The organism is Pseudomonas sp. GM78 (assembly GCF_000282475.1).
Lineage (GTDB): Bacteria > Pseudomonadota > Gammaproteobacteria > Pseudomonadales > Pseudomonadaceae > Aquipseudomonas.
The window spans coordinates 55,336-74,398 of sequence record NZ_AKJF01000057.1 but is presented as its reverse complement, the minus strand read 5'-3'; the positions used below and the strand labels follow the sequence as shown (position 1 = coordinate 74,398).

At 62.7% G+C, this 19,063-nt stretch carries 21 protein-coding genes; 12 read left to right on the top strand and 9 right to left on the bottom strand.

All coding sequences use genetic code 11. From position 1 onward, the window contains the following. Positions 1-74 precede the first annotated feature (74 nt). The 3 genes from PMI35_RS24970 to PMI35_RS24980 form a co-directional block, all read right to left on the bottom strand. Complete coding sequence (locus tag PMI35_RS24970; RefSeq protein WP_008056491.1) at positions 75-845, bottom strand: MetQ/NlpA family ABC transporter substrate-binding protein; 771 nt, start codon at positions 843-845, stop codon at positions 75-77. Between the two features lie 72 nt (positions 846-917). Beyond that, positions 918-1,583 carry a methionine ABC transporter permease gene (locus PMI35_RS24975; protein WP_008056489.1) on the bottom strand — a complete coding sequence of 222 codons (666 nt, stop codon included), beginning with the start codon at positions 1,581-1,583 and terminating at the stop codon, positions 918-920. A gap of 2 nt (positions 1,584-1,585) precedes the next feature. Beyond that, positions 1,586-2,800 (bottom strand): SfnB family sulfur acquisition oxidoreductase, encoded by a 1,215-nt coding sequence (locus PMI35_RS24980; RefSeq protein WP_008056486.1) that lies wholly within the window; start codon positions 2,798-2,800, stop codon positions 1,586-1,588. A gap of 308 nt (positions 2,801-3,108) precedes the next feature. Between PMI35_RS24980 and PMI35_RS24985 the strand changes: the two genes are divergently transcribed. The 9 genes from PMI35_RS24985 (at position 3,109) to PMI35_RS25025 (ending at position 10,040) form a co-directional block, all read left to right on the top strand. Continuing rightward, positions 3,109-3,567 carry a VOC family protein gene (locus tag PMI35_RS24985; RefSeq protein ID WP_008056484.1) on the top strand — a complete coding sequence of 153 codons (459 nt, stop codon included), beginning with the start codon at positions 3,109-3,111 and terminating at the stop codon, positions 3,565-3,567. Between the two features lie 233 nt (positions 3,568-3,800). Next, positions 3,801-5,000 carry a PepSY-associated TM helix domain-containing protein gene (locus PMI35_RS24990; RefSeq protein WP_008056483.1) on the top strand — a complete coding sequence of 400 codons (1,200 nt, stop codon included), beginning with the start codon at positions 3,801-3,803 and terminating at the stop codon, positions 4,998-5,000. Then, on the top strand, positions 4,997-5,539 hold the full coding sequence (locus tag PMI35_RS24995) for a hypothetical protein (protein WP_008056482.1): 543 nt from the start codon (positions 4,997-4,999) through the stop codon (positions 5,537-5,539). Before PMI35_RS24990 ends, PMI35_RS24995 begins: the two co-directional genes overlap by 4 nt. Then, complete coding sequence (locus PMI35_RS25000; RefSeq protein ID WP_008056481.1) at positions 5,536-5,865, top strand: hypothetical protein; 330 nt, start codon at positions 5,536-5,538, stop codon at positions 5,863-5,865. The genes PMI35_RS24995 and PMI35_RS25000 overlap by 4 nt, the downstream gene beginning before the upstream one ends. Continuing rightward, positions 5,862-6,434 carry a DUF6162 family protein gene (locus PMI35_RS25005; protein ID WP_008056479.1) on the top strand — a complete coding sequence of 191 codons (573 nt, stop codon included), beginning with the start codon at positions 5,862-5,864 and terminating at the stop codon, positions 6,432-6,434. The genes PMI35_RS25000 and PMI35_RS25005 overlap by 4 nt, the downstream gene beginning before the upstream one ends. A gap of 35 nt (positions 6,435-6,469) precedes the next feature. Then, positions 6,470-7,396, top strand: a complete 927-nt coding sequence (locus PMI35_RS25010) for a metal ABC transporter substrate-binding protein (RefSeq protein WP_008056478.1) — start codon at positions 6,470-6,472, stop codon at positions 7,394-7,396. Beyond that, the gene (locus PMI35_RS25015; protein WP_008056477.1) at positions 7,393-8,238 is read left to right on the top strand and encodes a metal ABC transporter ATP-binding protein; all 846 of its coding nucleotides are present in this window, start codon (positions 7,393-7,395) and stop codon (positions 8,236-8,238) included. Before PMI35_RS25010 ends, PMI35_RS25015 begins: the two co-directional genes overlap by 4 nt. After that, positions 8,238-9,137, top strand: a complete 900-nt coding sequence (locus PMI35_RS25020; RefSeq protein ID WP_008056469.1) for a metal ABC transporter permease — start codon at positions 8,238-8,240, stop codon at positions 9,135-9,137. Before PMI35_RS25015 ends, PMI35_RS25020 begins: the two co-directional genes overlap by 1 nt. After that, positions 9,138-10,040: a metal ABC transporter substrate-binding protein gene (locus PMI35_RS25025; protein WP_008056467.1), complete on the top strand. Its 903-nt coding sequence runs from the start codon at positions 9,138-9,140 to the stop codon at positions 10,038-10,040. 171 nt (positions 10,041-10,211) lie between these two features. Here PMI35_RS25025 and PMI35_RS25030 read toward each other — a convergent pair whose 3' ends face one another. From PMI35_RS25030 to PMI35_RS25050, 5 genes are all read right to left on the bottom strand, one after another. Beyond that, a complete protein-coding gene (locus PMI35_RS25030) occupies positions 10,212-10,439 on the bottom strand; it encodes an MbtH family protein (RefSeq protein WP_008056466.1) in 228 nt (75 codons plus the stop codon). 81 nt (positions 10,440-10,520) lie between these two features. Continuing rightward, positions 10,521-11,933: an aspartate aminotransferase family protein gene (locus PMI35_RS25035; protein WP_008056465.1), complete on the bottom strand. Its 1,413-nt coding sequence runs from the start codon at positions 11,931-11,933 to the stop codon at positions 10,521-10,523. A 57-nt stretch (positions 11,934-11,990) separates the two neighbouring features. Next, a complete protein-coding gene (locus PMI35_RS25040; protein ID WP_008056463.1) occupies positions 11,991-12,473 on the bottom strand; it encodes a GNAT family N-acetyltransferase in 483 nt (160 codons plus the stop codon). Between the two features lie 119 nt (positions 12,474-12,592). Beyond that, the gene (locus tag PMI35_RS25045; protein ID WP_032831444.1) at positions 12,593-13,918 is read right to left on the bottom strand and encodes an ATP-binding protein; all 1,326 of its coding nucleotides are present in this window, start codon (positions 13,916-13,918) and stop codon (positions 12,593-12,595) included. Next, complete coding sequence (locus tag PMI35_RS25050; protein WP_008056459.1) at positions 13,915-14,598, bottom strand: response regulator; 684 nt, start codon at positions 14,596-14,598, stop codon at positions 13,915-13,917. The genes PMI35_RS25045 and PMI35_RS25050 overlap by 4 nt, the downstream gene beginning before the upstream one ends. Before the next feature lie 153 nt (positions 14,599-14,751). On the opposite strand from PMI35_RS25050, the gene dsbD reads away from it, so the two are divergent. Genes dsbD through dsbG form a run of 3 tightly spaced genes read left to right on the top strand, consistent with a single transcriptional unit; the run spans position 14,752 to position 18,085 of the window. Beyond that, positions 14,752-16,488: a protein-disulfide reductase DsbD gene (gene dsbD, locus PMI35_RS25055; protein ID WP_008056457.1), complete on the top strand. Its 1,737-nt coding sequence runs from the start codon at positions 14,752-14,754 to the stop codon at positions 16,486-16,488. Continuing rightward, a complete protein-coding gene (locus PMI35_RS25060) occupies positions 16,488-17,342 on the top strand; it encodes a TlpA disulfide reductase family protein (RefSeq protein WP_008056455.1) in 855 nt (284 codons plus the stop codon). Before dsbD ends, PMI35_RS25060 begins: the two co-directional genes overlap by 1 nt. Beyond that, positions 17,318-18,085, top strand: a complete 768-nt coding sequence (gene dsbG / locus PMI35_RS25065) for a thiol:disulfide interchange protein DsbG (RefSeq protein WP_008056453.1) — start codon at positions 17,318-17,320, stop codon at positions 18,083-18,085. Before PMI35_RS25060 ends, dsbG begins: the two co-directional genes overlap by 25 nt. Positions 18,086-18,201: 116 nt before the next feature. Here the strand turns inward: dsbG and PMI35_RS25070 are convergent, their stop codons facing one another. Further along, positions 18,202-19,014, bottom strand: a complete 813-nt coding sequence (locus tag PMI35_RS25070; RefSeq protein WP_008056452.1) for an alpha/beta fold hydrolase — start codon at positions 19,012-19,014, stop codon at positions 18,202-18,204. Between the last annotated feature and the right edge of the window lie 49 nt (positions 19,015-19,063).

Sequence of the window (19,063 nt, the reverse complement as noted above, 5' to 3'; positions counted from 1 at the left end):
ACAACAATTGCGTTCAACACAAACCCTGTGGGAGCGGGCTTGCCCGCGATGGCGTCGTCAAAATCGACGAGGATTTAGAACCCCGGCGCAATCTGCCCCTTGTAGCGCGTCAAAATGAACTGCCGCACCTCATCGGAGTTCAACGCCTTGGCCAGTTTCTGCAGGCCCGGGTCGTTGATGTTGTCGGGCCGGGCCACCAGGAACTCGATGTACAGGCTCTTGCCCTTCTCCACGATCAAGGCACTGTTGGTATCGATCCCGGCCTCCAGGGCGTAGTTGGCGAAGACGAACGCCAAGTCGACCTGACTCACCGAACGCGCCAGCAGTGCGCCCTCCAGTTCACGGATTTTCAGGTGCTTGGGGTTTTCGACGATGTCCCGCTGAGTCGCCAGGGTGTTGCTCGGGTCCTTGAGCTTGATCAGACCCGCTTCGTGCAGGAGCACCAGGGCGCGACCGGTGTTGACCGGGTCGTTGGGGATCGAAACGCTGGCGCCGTCCTTGAGCTCGGCGATGTTTTTGATCTTGGTCGAATAAGCGCCGAACGGTTCGATGTGCACGCCCACCACCGGCACCAGGTCGGTATGTCGGGTCTTGTTGTAGTCATCGAGGAACGGTCGGTACTGGTAATAGTTGGCGTCGAGATTCTTCAGCGCCAGCTGCTGGTTGGGCTGGATGAAATCGGTGAACACTTTGATGTCCAGGTCCACGCCTTCCTTGGCCAGCGTCGGTTTGACGAATTCGAGGATCTCTGCGTGCGGCACGGGGGTGGCGCCAACGGTGAGTTTTTCGTTGGCGTGGGCGCTCAACGAGATCAGGGCAGCCAGTATGGCCAGGGTCTTTTTCATGCGGTGCTCCAAGGCAGATTTCAATGGCCGTCGTGGGGCGCACGTGTGGCCGGTTTGTTTTGATTTGAATCGTCAGCGGTGGCTGTAACGCGCCACCAGTCGGTCGCCGCTCATTTGCAGGGCCTGGACCAGGATCAACAACAGCACCACGGTGACCACCATCACATCGGTCTGGAACCGCTGGTAGCCGTAGCGGATGGCCAGATCGCCCAGGCCGCCACCGCCGATCACCCCGGCCATTGCCGTGTAGTCGACCAGTACGATCGCAGTGACCGTGACCGCCGCCAGCAGCCCTCCCCGAGCCTCCGGCAACAAGGTGTAGCGAATGATTTGCCAGGTGTTGGCGCCCATGGCCTGGGTCGCCTCCACCACCCCGCGATCGACTTCGCGCAACGCGGTTTCCACCAACCGCGCGAAGAACGGCGTGCAACCGACCACCAGCGGTGGAATGGTCCCCGGCACCCCCAGCGATGTGCCCACCAATAGGGTCGTGAGGGGGATCAGCACAATCAGCAGAATGATGAACGGCAGCGAACGCAGCATGTTCACGATCACCGACAGCACCCGGTAGACACCGACCGCTTCATGCAATTGGCGCTTGCCGGTGAGGAACAGCAGCACCCCCAGGGGCAACCCCAACAGCACGGTAAAACCGAGGGCCGCGCCGAGCATGCTCAAGGTGTCGAGGCAGGCCTGGCCGATATCGGCCCAATAAATGTTCTTGAACAATTCGGCCATGGTCACGACCAGTCATGGCGTGGAGGTTTGACGCCATTGAGCAGCCAGTTACCAACCACGTGGTATTTCCAGCGTACCGGGTCGTGCAGGGTGTGGACCCGGGCGTTGCGCCAGTGGCGATCGAAGTTGTGTTTTTTCAGGGTCGAGCGGGTGCCACCGAGCTCGAACAGTTTGTTGGTGGCTTCAATGGCGATTTCAGTGGTCAGCACCTTGGCCTTGGCAACGGCCAGGGACGCACGGGCAACGTTGTCTTCATCGGGTGCCGGACGCGCAGCATCCAGCGCACGACCGGCCCGTTCCAGCAAGGCTTCGGCGGCTTCCAGGCGAATCTCCAGCCCCCCGACCTGAATGATGGTCAGCGGGTCTTCGCTAGCCTTTTCCACGCCCGCGTCGATCCATGGCCGGGCGGATTGCCGGACGAACGCGATGGTGTCGCGCAAGGCCGCACGGGCGATGCCGGCATCGATGGCGGCGGTGGTCAACTGGGCGAACGGGCCGGCCAGGGTCGGGTTTTCGTAGGAGCGGTACGTCGGGAACAGGTTGAACGCCGCGACGTGCAGATCCTCGGCCAAGACGGTGCCGCTGGAGGTGGTGCGCTGACCGATGCTGTCCCAGTCGTCGACAATCACCAGGCCTGGCGTGCCGCGTTCGACAAAGGCCAACTGACCCTTCTGCTCTTCATCCAGCGCCAGCACCGCCAGCCAGTGGGCATACAGCGACCCGGTGCAGTAACCCTTGCGTCCATTGATCACATGACCGTCGCCGTAGCGGCGGATGGTCGCCTGGATGTCCTGCACGTTTTTGCCGCCGGTTTCCGACAAGGCATTGGCGAACCGGTGGCCTTGCAGGGCCAGGCCGAAGAAATGCGCCTGCTGCTGCGGGGTGCCTTGCAGGCGAATGTCTTCGAGCAGGCAATAGTGGTTCTGCGGGATCTGCCCCAGGGACGGATCGGCCGCCGAAATGATCGCGATGACTTGCGCCAGTACCGCACTGGACACCTGCGCGCCGCCGAATTCCCTGGGCACGGTAATGCCCCACAGGCCACTGTTGGAATACAGGTCGACGATCTCGGCGGGCACCTGGCGTGTGCGGTCGCGCTCGGCATCCTGCTCCAGCAGGATCGCGGCGACCTGCTCGGCCACCTGCAGCGCTTGGGCTTCGTCGACGATCCGGTGGGCGGCCGGCGGGTTGATCGGATAAACGGCAGATTGGGACATACAAGACTCTCGATACAGGTGTTTATCGAAGGTCATTGCAGCTTCTGTGCCTGACGGCGCGGGTCAGTGTTTAAAGGGGGTTCAGAGCGTTTTCGAGGGATTTCGCATGACGAAGGCAAGCAATCTGTTGCTTCACTGTTGATGGCTGAACAGTGCCGATGAACCCTGTAGGAGCTGCCGCAGACTGCGATCTTTATTGAAACTTGAAACATGCTGACGATCAAAACAAAAGATCGCAGCCTTCGGCAGCTCCTACAATTGTTCGGCTGGAGAGCGATCTTCGTCTCACTATAAAAAGGAGAACCATCATGAGCGTCAAACCGATTCCAGAGGGTTATCACAGCATCACCCCGTACCTGGGCATTCAAAAAGCCGCCGAAGCCATCGATTTCTACAAAAAAGCCTTCGGCGCCATCGAGGTCATGCGCCTGGCCATGCCCGACGGCAGCATCGGCCACGCCGAACTGCGCATTGGCGATTGCCCGATCATGCTCGGCACTCCGTGCGATCAAGGGCCGTTGAGCAATCCAGACAACTCGCCGTCGGTGGGCCTGCATCTGTACGTGACCGATGTGGACAAGTCCTACAAACAGGCCATCGATGCGGGTGGCATCGTGGTTTCCGAGGTCAAGGATCAGTTTTACGGCGACCGTTCCGGGACCTTGAGGGATCCCTATGGGCATCTGTGGTTCCTGGCCACGCGCAAAGAGGACCTGACCCAGGAGCAGATCGAGCAGCGGGCGAAGGAGATGTTTCAGCAGGGGTGAAATCTGCGAGGCCTGCGCGGCCTCGTCGTCGGAACGCCGGGTGGCGTTCCGACGATGGTATGGCGAAACACGAAACATTTTCTTTCATATCACCCTTCGGGATTTCGGGTGCTCATTCGTCCTATATAGATGCAGTCCTTTCGCGTAGGAAAAACCGCGACCGGACCGTCCATTGACCTCATCGCTGCGAAGCCCGTAGCAGAGGCCTTTCATCGATATAAGACGCCTTAACCATGTCGAAGAAATCCCGTTCAAAAATCTGGTTCCTGGTCCACAGCTGGCTGGCACTGCCGATCTGGTTTTTCGTGCTGATCGTCTGTGTGACCGGCACGCTGGCGGTGGTCAGCCAGGAGATCGTCTGGCTGGCCAATCCGCAAATGCGCGCAAGTCAACCTGCGGATGACGCGCCACGGCTCAATTACGACCAGATCGTCGCCGCGATCAGGCAAGCCGAGCCCGACATCATCGTCGACAGCATCAGCCGCCCCGACGAAGCGCATTTCGCCCTGGACGTGCGCGTCAACTACCCCGACGGGCGTGAGTTGACGGTGTACGTCAACCCATACACCGGTGCCATCCAGGGCCCCGCTCCGCAGTTCAACTTCCAGGCATTCACCCGTGCCCTGCACGGCTGGTGGCTGGTGCCGTTCACCAACGGCTACAGCTGGGGCTGGTACCTGGTGTCGTTCCTCAGCCTGCCGATGCTGGCCTCCCTGGTGACGGGTCTCGTGGTGTACAAGCGCTTCTGGAAAGGCTTTTTCCGGCCAACCCTGCGCATTCGCCATGGCGCACGGATTTTCTGGGGCGATTTCCACCGTCTCAGCGGCATCTGGTCGATCTGGTTCATCGCCGTCATTTCCGTCACCAGCACCTGGTTCCTGATCGAAGCGTTCATGTTCGACAACCAGATTTCCATCTCCACCGCGCCGGTGGCGGCCGTGGTCCCGCGTGAAAGCGTGCCGCTCACCACCGATGGCGCGCCGGCACCGATGATCAGCCTGGAAGCGGCTATCCGCGAGGCCAAGGAACGTATCCCGGGGCTCGACGAGAGCTTTGTCAGTATGCCGGCCAACGCCTACAGCTACCTGTCGGTGGGCGGGCGAAGCTGGTATCCGCTGATGTTCCAGACCGCCGACATCAACCCGTACACAGGCGAAGTCGCCGCCACGCGCCTGCTGTCGGACCGCTCGGGCCTGGAGTTCGTGACCGAATCCATGCGTCCGCTGCACACCGGTGATTTCGGCGGGATCTGGATCAAGCTGATCTGGTGCTTCTTCGGCCTGCTGTTGAGCATGATGGTGCTCAGCGGCCTGTTGATCTGGACCAAGCGCACTGCCCTGGCCACGGCCAACGCCCTCAAGCGCAGCAACAAACGCCCACGCAACGAGCCTGCCACGGCCAGCAGCGCTGAAACCACGGAGGTCAGTCAATGAGCCAGGTCGCCACTCAAGCACCCCGTTCGACGCTGAGCCGCTTCTGGCACAAATGGCGTTTCCACATCAACGTTCTGCTGTTGCTGGTGCCGCTGGGTTTCATGCCCAAATACTTCGCCGATGCCGCGCTGTTTCGCGGCGACACGGGCCTGGGCGAGCGGGAAATCGGCGAAGTCCAGGTCGGCCCCTGGAGCCTGCGCCTGGCCGAACTTCGTAACGAAGCACCACGGCCCGACGGCCCGGCCGGCTATATGAAAAGCTTCAACGCCGCGCTGTGCGACAGCTGCCGCGAGCAGGTCAAGGCGACTTACCTGCGCATCGGCAAGCCACGCAGCCTTCGTGCCGCCGGGGTGATTTTCTTCGGCACGCCCTACCGCATGGGCGCCATGCTGCCGGTCCCGACAAAAACCAAGGCCGACGCCGAACTGTGGATCACCATGGAAGGCTGGGACGGCTCCATGCACCAGGCATCCATTCCTCTGAGCCAGGCCTCCCCCGCCACCCTCGCCTGGCTATCCACCCAAGGAGGCAAACCATGATCAACCTAATCCGCCCTTTGCGCGCCGCGTTGCTGGTGCTCAGCATAGGCTTCAGCGCCAGCGCCCTGGCCCACAACCCGATGTGCGAATGCAAGGCCATCGACGCCGAGCAGATCCAGTGCACCGGCGGCTTTTCCGACGGCAGTGGTGCGCCGGGCGTGACCCTGGACGTGATCGGCTACGACGAAACCATCCTGGTGCCGGGCAAGCTCGGGGCCGACTCGACCCTGACCTTCAAGAAGCCAGGGGCCGAGTTCTATGTGCTGTTCGACGCAGGCCCCGGCCATGTGGTCGAGATTGACCAGGCGGACATCGAAAGCCCATGAGTACGCCAACCACGCACATTGTCCGCCCGGCCGGTGCCGGCCATGAAACCCTCTACGTCTTGCTGTTGTGCCTGATGATCCTGGCGGTGGCAGGTTCGGTGGTCGCCTGGCGCGGCGAGTCGCAGCAAGTGAGCAGCGTCAACAGTCATCAACTGGACGCCCGCCGCGATCTGAGCGCGTCCGAACAAGGCATCTACGCCGATTTGCGCGTGACGCTGGATGAGATTCACTTGCTGCGCCAGGAACAACAGAGCCTGCCGACACCCGAAACCCTCGCCGATGAAGGCTTTGCTCCCTTTGCCCAGGACGCAAGCTCAGTCAGCCGCGGTGGCCATGCCTGGCAGTTGCTCGACGCCAGGGCGTATTTCGGGCAGAGCCAGAGCATCGCCGTGGCCGGCTCGTTCCTGATGCGCCTGAGTGCTGGCGACGACGCCCCGGACATCTGGCTCAACCGCGCCGCCGACCTCAAGGCCCCATCCGACCTCAGCGACGCCACGCTCGAAGGCGCCGGCTGGCAGCAGGTCGTCGCGCAATTCGATGCCGGCGTGACCCGCCAGCACCGGCACTGAACCCTCGCCTTCCTCCGAGAGAAGACCGCTTTCCCATGCCTATTTCATCGCTACGTTCTTTCCTGCGCCTGTCACTGGTCGGCCTGCTGGCCTGCCTGCTGACACCCCTGGCCAGCGCCGATGAGGCCAAGCGCCTGCGCATCGGCATCACCCTGCACCCGTATTACAGCTACGTGGCCAACATTGTCGGCGACAAGGCCGAGGTGGTGCCGCTGATTCCCGCCGGCTTCAACCCCCACGCCTACGAGCCACGGGCCGAAGACATCAAGCGCATCAGCGGGCTCGACGTGATCGTGCTCAACGGCGTCGGCCATGACGACTTCGCCGACCGCATGATCGCCGCCAGTGAAACGCCGAACGTGTCGGTGATCGAGGCCAACGAAAACGTGCCGCTGCTGGCCGCCACCGGCGTCGCCGCGCGTGGCGCAGGCAAAGTGGTCAACCCGCACACCTTCCTGTCGATCAGCGCCTCGATCGCCCAGGTCAACAATATCGCCCGCGAACTGGGAAAACTCGACCCGGCCAATGCCAAGACCTACACCGAGAACGCCCGTGCCTACGGCAAGCGCCTGCGCAAGATGCGCGCCGACGCCCTGGCCAAACTGACCGCGGCACCGAACGCCGAACTGCGCGTGGCCACGGTTCACGCCGCCTACGATTACCTGCTGCGCGAATTCGGCCTGGAAGTGACGGCGGTGGTCGAGCCGGCCCACGGTATCGAACCCAGCCCCAGCCAGCTGAAAAAGACCATCGACCAACTGCGTGAGCTGGACGTGAAAGTGATCTTCTCGGAGATGGATTTCCCTTCCACCTACGTCGACACCATCCAGCGCGAATCCGGGGTCAAGCTGTACCCGCTGTCGCATATCTCCTACGGCGAATACACCGCCGACAAGTACGAAAAGGAAATGACCGGCAACCTCAACACTGTGGTGCGGGCGATTCAGGAGTCCGGGGCATGACATCTAAAGAAACTATCCTGGGCGATGCACAATCCCCTGTGGGAGCGAGCCTGCTCGCGAAGGCGTCCAGTCAGGCGCCATCATCATTGAATGACACACCGCAATCGCGAGCAGGCTCGCTCCCACAGGTTTCGGGGCCGACCCTGGATTTTGCCGACGTCAGCCTGACCCTCGGTCGCACTACCATCCTCGACAACGTCACTTTTCAAGTTCGGCCCGGCAGCGTGCATGCACTGGTCGGCCCTAACGGTGGCGGCAAAAGTTCGTTGATCAAGACCCTGCTCGGGCAGATGCCGCACCAGGGCCGCTTGAGCCTGCAATGGCCGGGCGAACCGGGAACGATCGGCTACGTGCCCCAGGCACTGGAATTCGATCGCGGTCTGCCAATGACCGTCGACGATTTCATGGCCGCGATGTGCCAGCGGCGTCCAGCGTTCCTCGGTTTGAGCAAACACTACGCGAAGGCGATTGGCGAGGCGCTGGAACGGGTCGGCATGCAGGACAAACGCAAGCGGCGCATGGGTGCGCTGTCGGGCGGCGAGCGCCAGCGGGTGTTGTTGGCGCAAGGCCTGATTCCGGCACCACAACTGCTGGTGCTCGACGAACCGATGTCGGCCCTCGATGAAGCCGGCATCCGGGTGTTCGAACGCTTGTTGGGCGACTGGCGCGCGGCGGGCATCACCGTGCTGTGGATCGAGCACGATCTGGAAGCGGTTGGACGCCTGGCCGATCACGTCACCGGGCTCAACCGCCGCGTGCTGTTCGATGCCACGCCACAACAGGCGCTGACCCCCGATCGCCTGCTGAGCTTGTTCTCGACCCATCCACGGAGCGCTGCCTGATGAGTTACGAAGCCTTTCGTTTGATGGTCCAGGGCTGGGCCTCGTCGGGTTATCTGCCTGAGGCGCTGGCCTATGGATTTGTGGTCAACGCCTTGCTCGCCGGCCTGTTGATTGGTCCGGTGCTGGGCGGTCTGGGCACCCTGGTGGTGGTCAAGCGCTTCGCATTTTTCTCCGAAGCGGTGGGACACGCGGCACTGACCGGCGTGGCTATCGGCATCCTGCTGGGCGAACCCTACACCGGGCCCTACGGCAGCCTGTTCGGTTACTGCCTGCTGTTCGGCATTTTGCTTAATTACCTGCGCAACCGCACGGGCCTGGCGCCGGATACCTTGATCGGTGTGTTCCTGTCGGTGTCGTTGGCGCTGGGCGCCAGCCTGCTGCTGATCCTGGCGGGCAAGATCAACGTGCACATCCTCGAGAACGTGCTGTTCGGCTCGGTGCTGACGGTCAACGGCAATGACCTGTTGGTGCTGGCCATCGTCGGCGCGCTGGTCATGGCCCTGGCCTTGCCGCTGTACAACCGCATCATGCTCGCCAGCTTCAACCCGCAACTGGCGGCGGTGCGCGGGGTGGCGGTGAAGTCCCTGGATTACCTGTTCGTGATCCTGGTAACGCTGATCACCGTCGCCGCCGTGAAAGTCATCGGCGCCATCCTGGTCGGTGCGCTGTTGGTGATACCGGCCGCGGCGGCGCGCCTGCTCAGCCAGTCACTGAAGGGCTTCTTCTGGTGCTCGGTGCTGATCGCCACAGTGAGCACGCTGTGCGGGATTCTAGCGCCGATCGTCTTTGACCTGCCGATCCCGTCCGGTGCCGCGATCATCCTGGTGGCCGGTATCGCCTTCGCCCTGGCCGCCATCGCGCGCGGCGTCGTCCCCAGCCTCAAAGGGAACCTTGGATAAATGTCATTTTCTCTGCGACAACTGACCCTGGCGCTCGCCCTGTGCGGGCTGGCCACAACCGCCGTCGGCGCTGACAGCGGCAAACCGCTGCGGGTACTGGCTTCACTGCCAATCACCTATGGCCTGGGCGAAGTGCTGCTCAAAGGCACCGATGTCAGCCTCGAGCGCGCGGCACCAGCCAACCTGCCAGGCAGCCGCCAGACCGCCTACTTCACCGGCCGTGGTGCTCCGGCGCTGGCCAAGCTGGCGACCGGCGCCGATGCGGTGATCGGCGTGCGCTCGCTGTGGCCGGATGATCCGCTGTACCCGATCTCGCGGCGCAGCAATATCCGCATCATCGAAGTCGACGCCGCCCGTCCGGTGGATGGCGCCCTGCCCGGCATTGCCGTGCAGCCTGGCAACCAGGTCGATGGCTTGAACAGCCAGCCCTGGCTGGCCAGCAACAACATGGGACGCATGGCCGACGTGATGGCCGCGGACCTGGTACGCCTGGCCCCCACTGCCAAGCCTGCGATCGAGGCGAACCTGGCGGCACTGAAACAGCGCTTGCTCAAACTCAGCGCCGACAGTGAGGCGCGTCTGGCCGCCGCGGACAACCTAAGCGTGGTGAGCCTCAGCGATCACTTTGGCTACCTGATCGGCGGGCTCAATCTGGAGTTGGTCGGGCAGGATGCACGGCCGGATGCCGAATGGACGCCGGAGGCGCTGAAGGAGTTGGGGGTGACGCTCAAGGACAATGACGTGGCGGTGGTGTTGCATCATCGGCAGCCCTCAGACGCGGTGAAAGCGGTGATTGCCGAGGCTGGGAGTCGGTTGGTGGTGTTGAGTGTCGACGCCGCCGATCCGGTGGCCGAATTGGAAGGGGATGTGGATCTGCTGATCAAGGGGTTGAGCGGCGCGTAGCGGCGAAACGCCCCTGTAGGAGCCCGGCTTGCCGGCGAAGGCGCACGAAAGACTAGCGCAACGCTCAAGGACGCCTTCGCCGGCAAGCCGGGCTCCTACAAGGGTATGTCGTCCCGGCACAAAAAAAACCGCTGACCTTTCCGGTTCAGCGGTTTTTTTGCAGGCGTTGACTCAGTGCGCCACAGCCGCCTGCTCGTCCATCTTCTGACGCAGGCTCAGCGGACGCATATCCGTCCAGGTCTCTTCGATGTAGGCCAGGCATTCCTTTTTCAACCCGCTTTTGCCCACGGTACGCCAGCCCTCAGGCACGGTTTTGTAGTCCGGCCAGATCGAGTATTGCTCTTCGTGGTTGACCACGACCTGAAAGAGGATGTCCTCGCGGTCGAATACTGACGTCATGCTGTTTCTCCATCGCTGTAGGGTGGGCTGCACGCTGTGTGCAGCCGCTATGTAGAAGGAACGTTCCAGGGCTCGGGAAATTTAGAGGCTGGCGGTGGCAGCGGCCAGGGCCCTGCCGAAAATCTCGGCCACCCGGTCGATTTCCGCGGCGGTGATTACCAGCGGTGGCAGGAAGCGCACCACGGCACCCTGGCGGCCGCCCAGTTCAAGGATCAAGCCGCGCTTGAGGCATTCGCGCTGCACCAGCGGCGCCAGTCGCGCGAACGCCGGCGGATGACCCAGGGCATCCGGCACGCCGGCCGGATCGATAAGCTCCACACCGAGCATCAGGCCTCGACCTCGAATATCGCCCAGCTGCGGGAAATCCCGCTGCAGGATGCGCAGGTGCTCGCCCAGGCGCTCGCCCATGGCGGCGGCATGTTCGCAAACCTTGTGTTCGACCAGGTAACGCATCACAGCAGAACCGGCGGCCATCGCCATCTGATTACCGCGGAAAGTCCCGGCATGGGCGCCCGGCAGCCAGGTGTCGAGCCAGTCGCGATAGACCACCACGGCCAATGGCAGGCTGCCGCCGATGGCCTTGGACATCACCACCACGTCCGGAATGATCCCGGCGTGCTCGAAGGCGAACATCTTGCCGGTGCGGGCAAAGCCGCTCTGAATCTCGTCGACGATCAACGCCACGCCGGCTTTTTCGGTAATCCGGCGCAAGCCGCGCAACCAGTCGAGATCGGCCGGGATCACCCCGCCCTCTCCCTGTACCACTTCAACGATCACTGCCGCCGGCAGTTGCACGCCGGCCTCGGGATCGTTCAACAGGTTTTCCAGGTAATTGAGGTTGGCCTTCACCCCCTGCGCGCCGCCCAGGCCAAACGGGCAACGGTAATCGTAGGGATACGGCATGAACTGCACGCCGTTGCTGAGCAAGGCGCCCAAAGGTTTTTTCGGCCCCAGGCTGCCCATCAAACTCAAAGCGCCCTGGCTCATGCCGTGGTAACCGCCCTGGAACGACAGCACGGTGCTGCGGCCGGTGGCCGTACGCACCAGTTTCAGCGCGGCTTCCACCGCATCGGTGCCGGTGGGACCGCAGAACTGGATCTTCGCTTGCTCAGCCAAGGCTTTCGGTAACAAGCCGAACAGGTCCTGGACGAACTGATCCTTGACCGGCGTGGTCAGGTCCAGGGTGTGCAGCGGCAGTTCGTCGGCCAGCACGCGCTGGATCGCTTCGATCACCACCGGGTGGTTGTGCCCCAGGGCGAGTGTGCCGGCGCCGGCCAGGCAATCGATGAACGTGCGGCCTTCGACGTCTTCCACATACAGGCCCTTGGCGCGCTTGAGTGCCAGGGGAATTCGCCGCGGGTAACTGCGGGCGTTGGACTCCTGCTGTTTTTGACGCGCCAGCAACGGCGATTCGTTGAACTGATAAAACGTCTCGGCCGGCACCGGAGTGATCCGGGCCGACTGGTCTTGCACAAGCCTGGTAGCGACTGACATCTCTCGACCCCTCAATAAGGTTTTCCTGTTCTGGAAACGCATCAGGAGTCCGAGGATTTAGACCTCAGGCAACGCTTTGTGCATGGGGATGGCATACAGGCCCGCTACCGCGAACGCCTGGGCATACGCCTGATAACCCAGGTGCCGATAAAAGGCTTCGCCGGTGCGGGTGCTGTTGAGTCGTGAATGGCGCAGGCCCTGTTCGATCAACCAGCCTTCGAGATCGCGCACCAGCGCTTGCCCGGCCCCGCGACGAAACCATTCCGGCAGTACGTAGCAGAACGCTACCTTGCCGTGGCTGGCGGCCATGGCGACACCCACGGGCTTGTCCTGCAACAGGGCGATGTTCAGGTACAACCGCCGGTCGGTGAACCAGGGAAGAATGTGTTCGATGGTCTTGTTGTGGGTCCAGTTGGCCACGGTTCGCAGGTTGTTGCGGTGGTCGAGCACGCAACCGACCCGGATGGAGCGCTCGATAATGCGACTGATGATGCCGGCGTCGGCCGGGGTTGCCTTGCAGGTGTGTACGGATGCTTCCATGGTGCGCTCCCCTCAATCCATTGAGTAGGAACAACGATAGTCCTGTGGGATCCGGGCGGCCAATCGACAGGCGTTACATTTGATGTGCGCCAGGGCCGCCATAGGTTTTATGCGGTTCGTTACACCGGTTGCAACGGCATCGTCAGCTCCACCCGCAAGCCATCCGGCCGACTGTCGAAACGCAGGGTACAACCGCAGCGCTGCACGATCGCCTGGACAATCGCCAGGCCGAGGCCACAACCGTTGCTCTGGCCGTTGCGCCAGAAGCGTTGGGTCAGGTGTTGCAGGTCGTCATCGGCAATGCCCGGGCCATGGTCGCGCACCACGAACTGCACGCGGTTACCGGTGGTTTGCAGGCTCAGCTCCACCGGCCCGTCGCCAGGCGTATGGCGCAAGGCGTTATCGAGGAGGTTGCGCAGTGCGGCAATCGACAGCACCGAGGGCATTTTCACCGGGGCGTGGGAAACCCTGGTCGGCAGCTGGAGCCTGATGCGCTGGCGATCACCACCGGCGGTGTCCTGTATCGCCAGTTTCGCCACCTGTTCGGCACTGCACTGCACGCCATCGTCAAACGACAGGCTGCCCTCGACCCGTGCCAGCAACAGCAGTTGTTCGAGCGTGCGATGCAGGCGGTCGGCACCCTCTTCGGCCCGGGCCAGGGATTGATCCCGGGCCTCGCCTTCGGTCATGCGTGCCACTTGCAGGTGAGTCTTGATCGCGGTCAGCGGGCTGCGCAATTCATGGGCTGCGTCGCCAGTCAGCCGACGTTCGCGTTCGATGGTCTTGCCGATGCGCTGGAACAACTGGTTCTGCGTGTCGAGCAAGGGTTGCAGTTCACTGGGCAACGGCTGCACCTGCAAAGGCTCGAGGGAGTCCGGGCTGCGGCGCATCAAGGCGTCGCGCATGCGATTGAGCGGCGCCAGACCCTGGCCGATACCGAGCCAGAGCAGGCACAGGCAACCGAGCAGCGCCACGCCCACCGGCACCGAAGCGGCCAGCAGGATCGACATGTTCAGCGCCTCGCGTTCGATCTGCCGGTCGGCCGTGGTGATCCGCAGGTCGCCACGGGCCAGGGTGAAACTGCGCCACGGTGCGCCGTCGATGATCTGGTCGTGGAACCCCATTTTCTCGGCTTCCAGGGTTTGCCCCGGATCACTGTGGCTGCGGGCGAGGATTTCACCGCGCAACGAACTGACCTGGCACGCCATGCCGCCGGGAATGTTCAGTTGCTCGGCACTGAAATGGGTGCCCTCGCCCTTGCTCGGCAACGGCGGCAGTTGCTCCATGAGCCCGGCGACCATGCGCGCCGAGGCCACCAGGCGCTGGTCGAGGGAAAACATCATCTGGTTGCGCAGGTCGCTGAGCATCCAGGCCGCGGCCAGCGCCCAGATCAGGGCAAAAGCGCCACCGAGCGTCAGGCTCAGGCGCAAACGCAGGCTCATCACTTTTTCAATTCCTCTGCGCCATCAGCCGGCCCCAGGCGATAGCCCAGGCCGCGCACGGTCTCGACGATGCCGTTGCCGAGCTTGCGCCGCAGGTGATGGATATGGACGTTGAGGGCGTTGCTTTCCAGTTCGTCGTTGAATCCGTAGACGCTGTCTTTCAACTGCTCGGTGGACAGCACCCGGCCACGGTTGTGCAACAAGGCTTGCAACAGTGACTGTTCACGACGGGACAGATCCACTGGCTGACCGCCAAGCATGGTTTCGCGGCTGCTCGGGTCGTAAGTCAGGGCACCGTGCTCGATCAGGTTGACGCTACGCCCCGCTACCCGCCGCAACAGCGTGTGCAGGCGTGCGGCAAGTTCGCGCAGGTCGAACGGCTTGAGCAGGTAATCGTCGGCGCCCGCTTGCAGGCCGTCGACACGGTCAGTGACCGAATCCCGGGCGGTGAGGATCAGTACAGGGATCTCCAGGCCATGATGGCGCAACTGCTGCAACAGCTTCAGCCCGTCCTCGTCTGGCAAACCGAGGTCGAGGACCATGACGTCGAATTCGGCCACCTTGAGCATCGCCCGCGCCGCCGACGCGGTGGCGACGTGTTCCACGGTCAGGCCCTGGGCTGTCAGGCCGGCAACGATGCCGCTGGCAATCAACTCATCGTCTTCGCAAACCAGTACGTGCATGGAAAGCCTCGTGTAAATAACGCTATTAGGCCGGTGACCGATTAAGAGGACATTATGCCGCAAGTGCCCCAGCCACAAGGCGGCCAGGGTTAATCATCGGTTAATCGCCGCCACCCATTGTGCAGCTCACTTGCTAAAGGATAAGGCTTTTCCATGCGCCAGCTGTTTCTACTCGTCGCCCTGCTGTTTTCCGGCCTGACCCAGGCTGGCAGCAATCCGTTCGAGACAAAACCCGACTTTCTCCCGGTCGACAAAGCGTTCGTTTTCACTTCTGAACGCCTTGAGTCCGGCGAAACCCAGTTGTTCTGGCAGATTGCCGATGGCTATTACCTGTATCAGAAGCGCTTGAAGTTCGACGGTTTGACTGTCGACCAGCATCCCGTTTTGCCGGAGGGGGAATTCCACAGCGATGAATTCTTCGGCGAACAGCAGGTTTATCGCCAAGGCCTTGAGCTGAAGATCCCGGCAGGCGCGACCGCCCAGATCAAGGTCGGCTTCCAGGGCTGTGCCGATGCCGGCCTGTGTTATCCGCCACAAACCAAAGTCGTGGATCTGGGCGGTAAATCCCTGGCTGGCGCGGTAGACGAAGCGCCGGACCAGGCCCTGGCCAGCAATCTGCAGCAGCGCGCATTGGGTTGGAGCCTGTTGGTGTTCTTCGGGCTGGGCCTGTTGCTGGCGTTCACCCCGTGTTCGCTGCCGATGTTGCCCATTCTGGCCGGGCTGATCGTCGGCAGCGGCGCGACGCCGAGGCGCGGCGTGGCCCTGGCCGGCAGTTATGTGGTGAGCATGGCGTTGGTGTATGCGGCGATGGGCGTGTTGGCTGCATCCCTCGGGGCGAACCTGCAAGCCTGGTTGCAGAACCCTTGGTTGCTGGGCAGTTTCGCAGCGATTTTCGTGCTGCTGGCATTGCCGATGTTCGGCTTCTTCGAGCTGCAACTGCCGGTGGCCGTGCGTGACCGGCTGGAAAACGTTTCACGCAATCAGCGCGGTGGCAGCCTGATCGGCGCCGGTGCGCTGGGCGCGTTATCCGGTCTGCTGGTCGGCCCGTGCATGACCGCGCCGCTGGCCGGCGCGCTGCTCTACATCGCGCAGAGCGGCAACGCGCTGCACGGTGGCTTGATCCTGTTTGCCATGGGCATCGGAATCGGTGTGCCATTGTTGCTGCTGGTGACAGTCGGCAATCGCTTCCTGCCCAAGCCTGGCGCCTGGATGAACCTGCTCAAAGGCATCTTCGGCTTCCTGTTCCTCGCCACCGCATTGCTGATGCTGCGCCCGGTGCTGGATGAATCGCTGTGGGTTGGCTTGTGCGGTGCGTTGCTGGTGGTCGCGGCTTATAGCGCGTGGAAGCAGTCGGACGGTTTTGGCCGCATCGCTCACCTGTTCGGCGCCACCTCGCTCCTGCTGGGTTTGTGGGGCAGCCTGTTGCTGATCGGCGCGGCGGGGGGCAGTGATGATCTGTTCAAACCGTTGCAGGTCTTCCGCGCTTCCAGCTCGGCCGTCGCCGCCGTGCCAAGCGGCCACGACGCCTTCACCACGATCAAGGACCCTGCGGCCCTGCAACGGGAACTCGATGCGGCCCAAATGCAGGGCCAGTGGGTGCTGCTGGATTACTATGCCGACTGGTGCGTGTCGTGCAAGGTCATGGAAAAACAGGTGTTCGGCAAGGCGAAGGTACTGCAAGCCTTGAGCGACGTGCGCTTGCTCCGACTGGATGTCACCGCCGACAATGCCGCCAGCCGCGAACTGCTCGGCCGTTACAAGGTGCCAGGCCCACCGAGCCTTCTGTGGATAGGCACCGACGGCATCGAGCGACGTAGCCAGCGCATCACCGGCGAGGTCGATGCCGACACTTTCCTGCAACGCTGGACCACCACCCGAGACGCCCGTTAATGCTGACTTTTACCCTCGGCACCTTTGCCATCGCGCTTAACCACCTGCTGCTGATCAGTGCCTTGGCGCTGGCGACGTTCGTCGGTTGGCGGGTGGCCAAGCGCGGTGGCGAGAACCCCGAGTCGGTACTGTTCGGCCTGTTCCTGATCGGCATGCTCGCGGCCCGCATCGGTTTCGTCGCCGTTTACTGGACGCACTACCGCAGCGATCCCTGGCAGGTCATCGACCTGCGCGACGGCGGTTTCCTCGCCTGGCCCGGGGTCATCGCGCTGGTGCTCGCCACGCTCTACCGTGGCTGGCGTCGCCCGGGCCTGCGCCGTCCACTGGGCTTCGGCGTGGCCAGCGGCCTGGCGTTCTGGTTGCTGGCGACCTTCTCGCTGAGCATTTTTGAACAGGGCACGCGCTTGCCGGACATCAGCCTGCGCAATTCCGCCGGTGAAACCGTGCAATTGGCGGACTACAAGGGCGGCCCGCTGGTGATCAATCTCTGGGCCACCTGGTGCCCGCCCTGCCGCCGGGAAATGCCGGTGCTGGAACACGCCCAGCAACAGCGCCCCGACCTGACCTTCCTGTTCGTCAATCAGGCCGAAAGCATGCAGAGCGTCAGCACGTTCCTGGAAACCCAGGGCCTGAGCCTGTCCAACGTGCTGTTCGACGGCGGAGGTCGTCTGGGCCAGGCCGTCGGCTCCATGGCATTGCCAACTACGCTGTTCTATAGCCCCGACGGTCGCCTGTTGGGCAGTCATCTGGGCGAGCTGTCGCAAGCCAGCCTGGCTCGCGCCCTGGAAAACTTCGATTCCGTTCCTGCCACTTCTTCAAGGAAACTGCCATGCCCCGCCTCCGCCACCTGCTGACCCTGAGCCTGGGTGCCGCCCTGCTGCACCTGCCAACGGTGCAGGCCGAAGAGCTGCCCGAGGCGATCAAGAAGATTGAAGCCAAGGGCGCGAAAATCGTCGGTCAATTCGACGCCCCCGATGGTTTGCGCGGCTACGCGGCGCAATACCAGAACCGCGGCATGGCGCTGTACCTGACGCCCGATGGCAAGCACGTTTTGCTGGGTAATCTGTACGACGCCGAAGGCAATGACCTGAGCAGCGCGCCGTTGCAGAAACTGGTGTACGCACCAATGTCCAAGGAAGTCTGGGCCAAGATGGAATCAAGCAACTGGATCGCCGACGGCAAGAAGGATGCACCACGGATCGTCTACATGTTCAGCGATCCGAACTGCCCTTACTGCAGCATGTTCTGGGAACAGGCGCGGCCGTGGGTCAAGGCCGGCAAGGTGCAGTTGCGGCACATCATGGTCGGGATCATCCGTGAGGACAGCCCGGGCAAATCCGCGGCGCTGCTCGCCGCCAAGGACCCGCAAAAGGCCCTGTACGACCACGAAGCCGCAGGCAAGAGCAGCTCGCTCAAGGCCTTGAAGGATGTACCGCCGGCGATTCAGGCGAAACTCGCGGCCAACATGCAACTGATGGAAGACCTGGAGCTGCAAGCCACTCCGGCGATTTTCTACATGGATGACAAGGGCGAGTTGCAGCAACAGCAAGGGGCGCCGGCGCCGGACAAGCTGGCGAAGATTCTCGGGCCGAAATAATTTTCCGATGATTCGGTGGTGAACTCACCGCCGCCATCGCGAGCAGGCTCGCTCCCACAGGTGATTGCATTTCCCTGTGGGAGCGAGCCTGCTCGCGATGGGGCCATCACAATCGACTAATTTCTCTGGGCTAAAAACTCGAGCAGCGCCTCGGTGACAAACCCCGGATTCTCCAGATTGGAAATATGCCCCGCCTCCGGCACCAGCACATACGGGCAACCAATCATCCCGGCCATTTCAATCGTTTCGCTGGGCGGACGTGGCTTGTCCTGATCGCCACATATCAGCAACGTGGTTGCGGCATTCAACTCACCCAGACGCGGCAACAAATCATCCCGGCCAAAGGTGATCCGCCCCATCGGTACGATGCTTTCGCGCAATCGCTCAGGCGGCAGCGCGGCGAGTTTGGCGCGAAAATCCTGGTACAGCGCCGAATGCGGATCGATGCCCGGACGGAAGAAGATCGGCACCACGATATCCAGCAATTGCTCGGAAATGACGCCGGTTTCCTCAATCATCTTGAACAGTGAAAAGTAGTACTGCCGGGTCGGTTCCGGCTCTACGCCGACGTAGGTGTCCATCAGCACCAGCCCGTTGAGCCGTTGCGGTGCCGACAGCGCCAGACGCACACCCCACATGCCCCCCACTGACAGTCCGACCAGGGTCACGCGATCGATGTCCAGGTGATCGAGCAAGGCCAAGACCTGGCGTGCGATGTCGTTTAGTGAGGTTGTACCGACAGGCAGCGATCCGGATTCACCGTGGCCCCACAGGTCCAGGGCGATCACCCGGTACTGTTGCGACAATGCGGCAATCTGCGGCGCCCACATGGCCTGGTCCCACAGGTAACTGCCGGCCAGCAGGACGGCCGGGCCGGTGCCTTGATCGATGTAGTGGAGGGGTTGGCCGTCGATGGTTACGAAGGGCATCGCAGTGGCTCCGTTTGAAAATGGAGCCGGAAGATTGAGCGGCTGACGG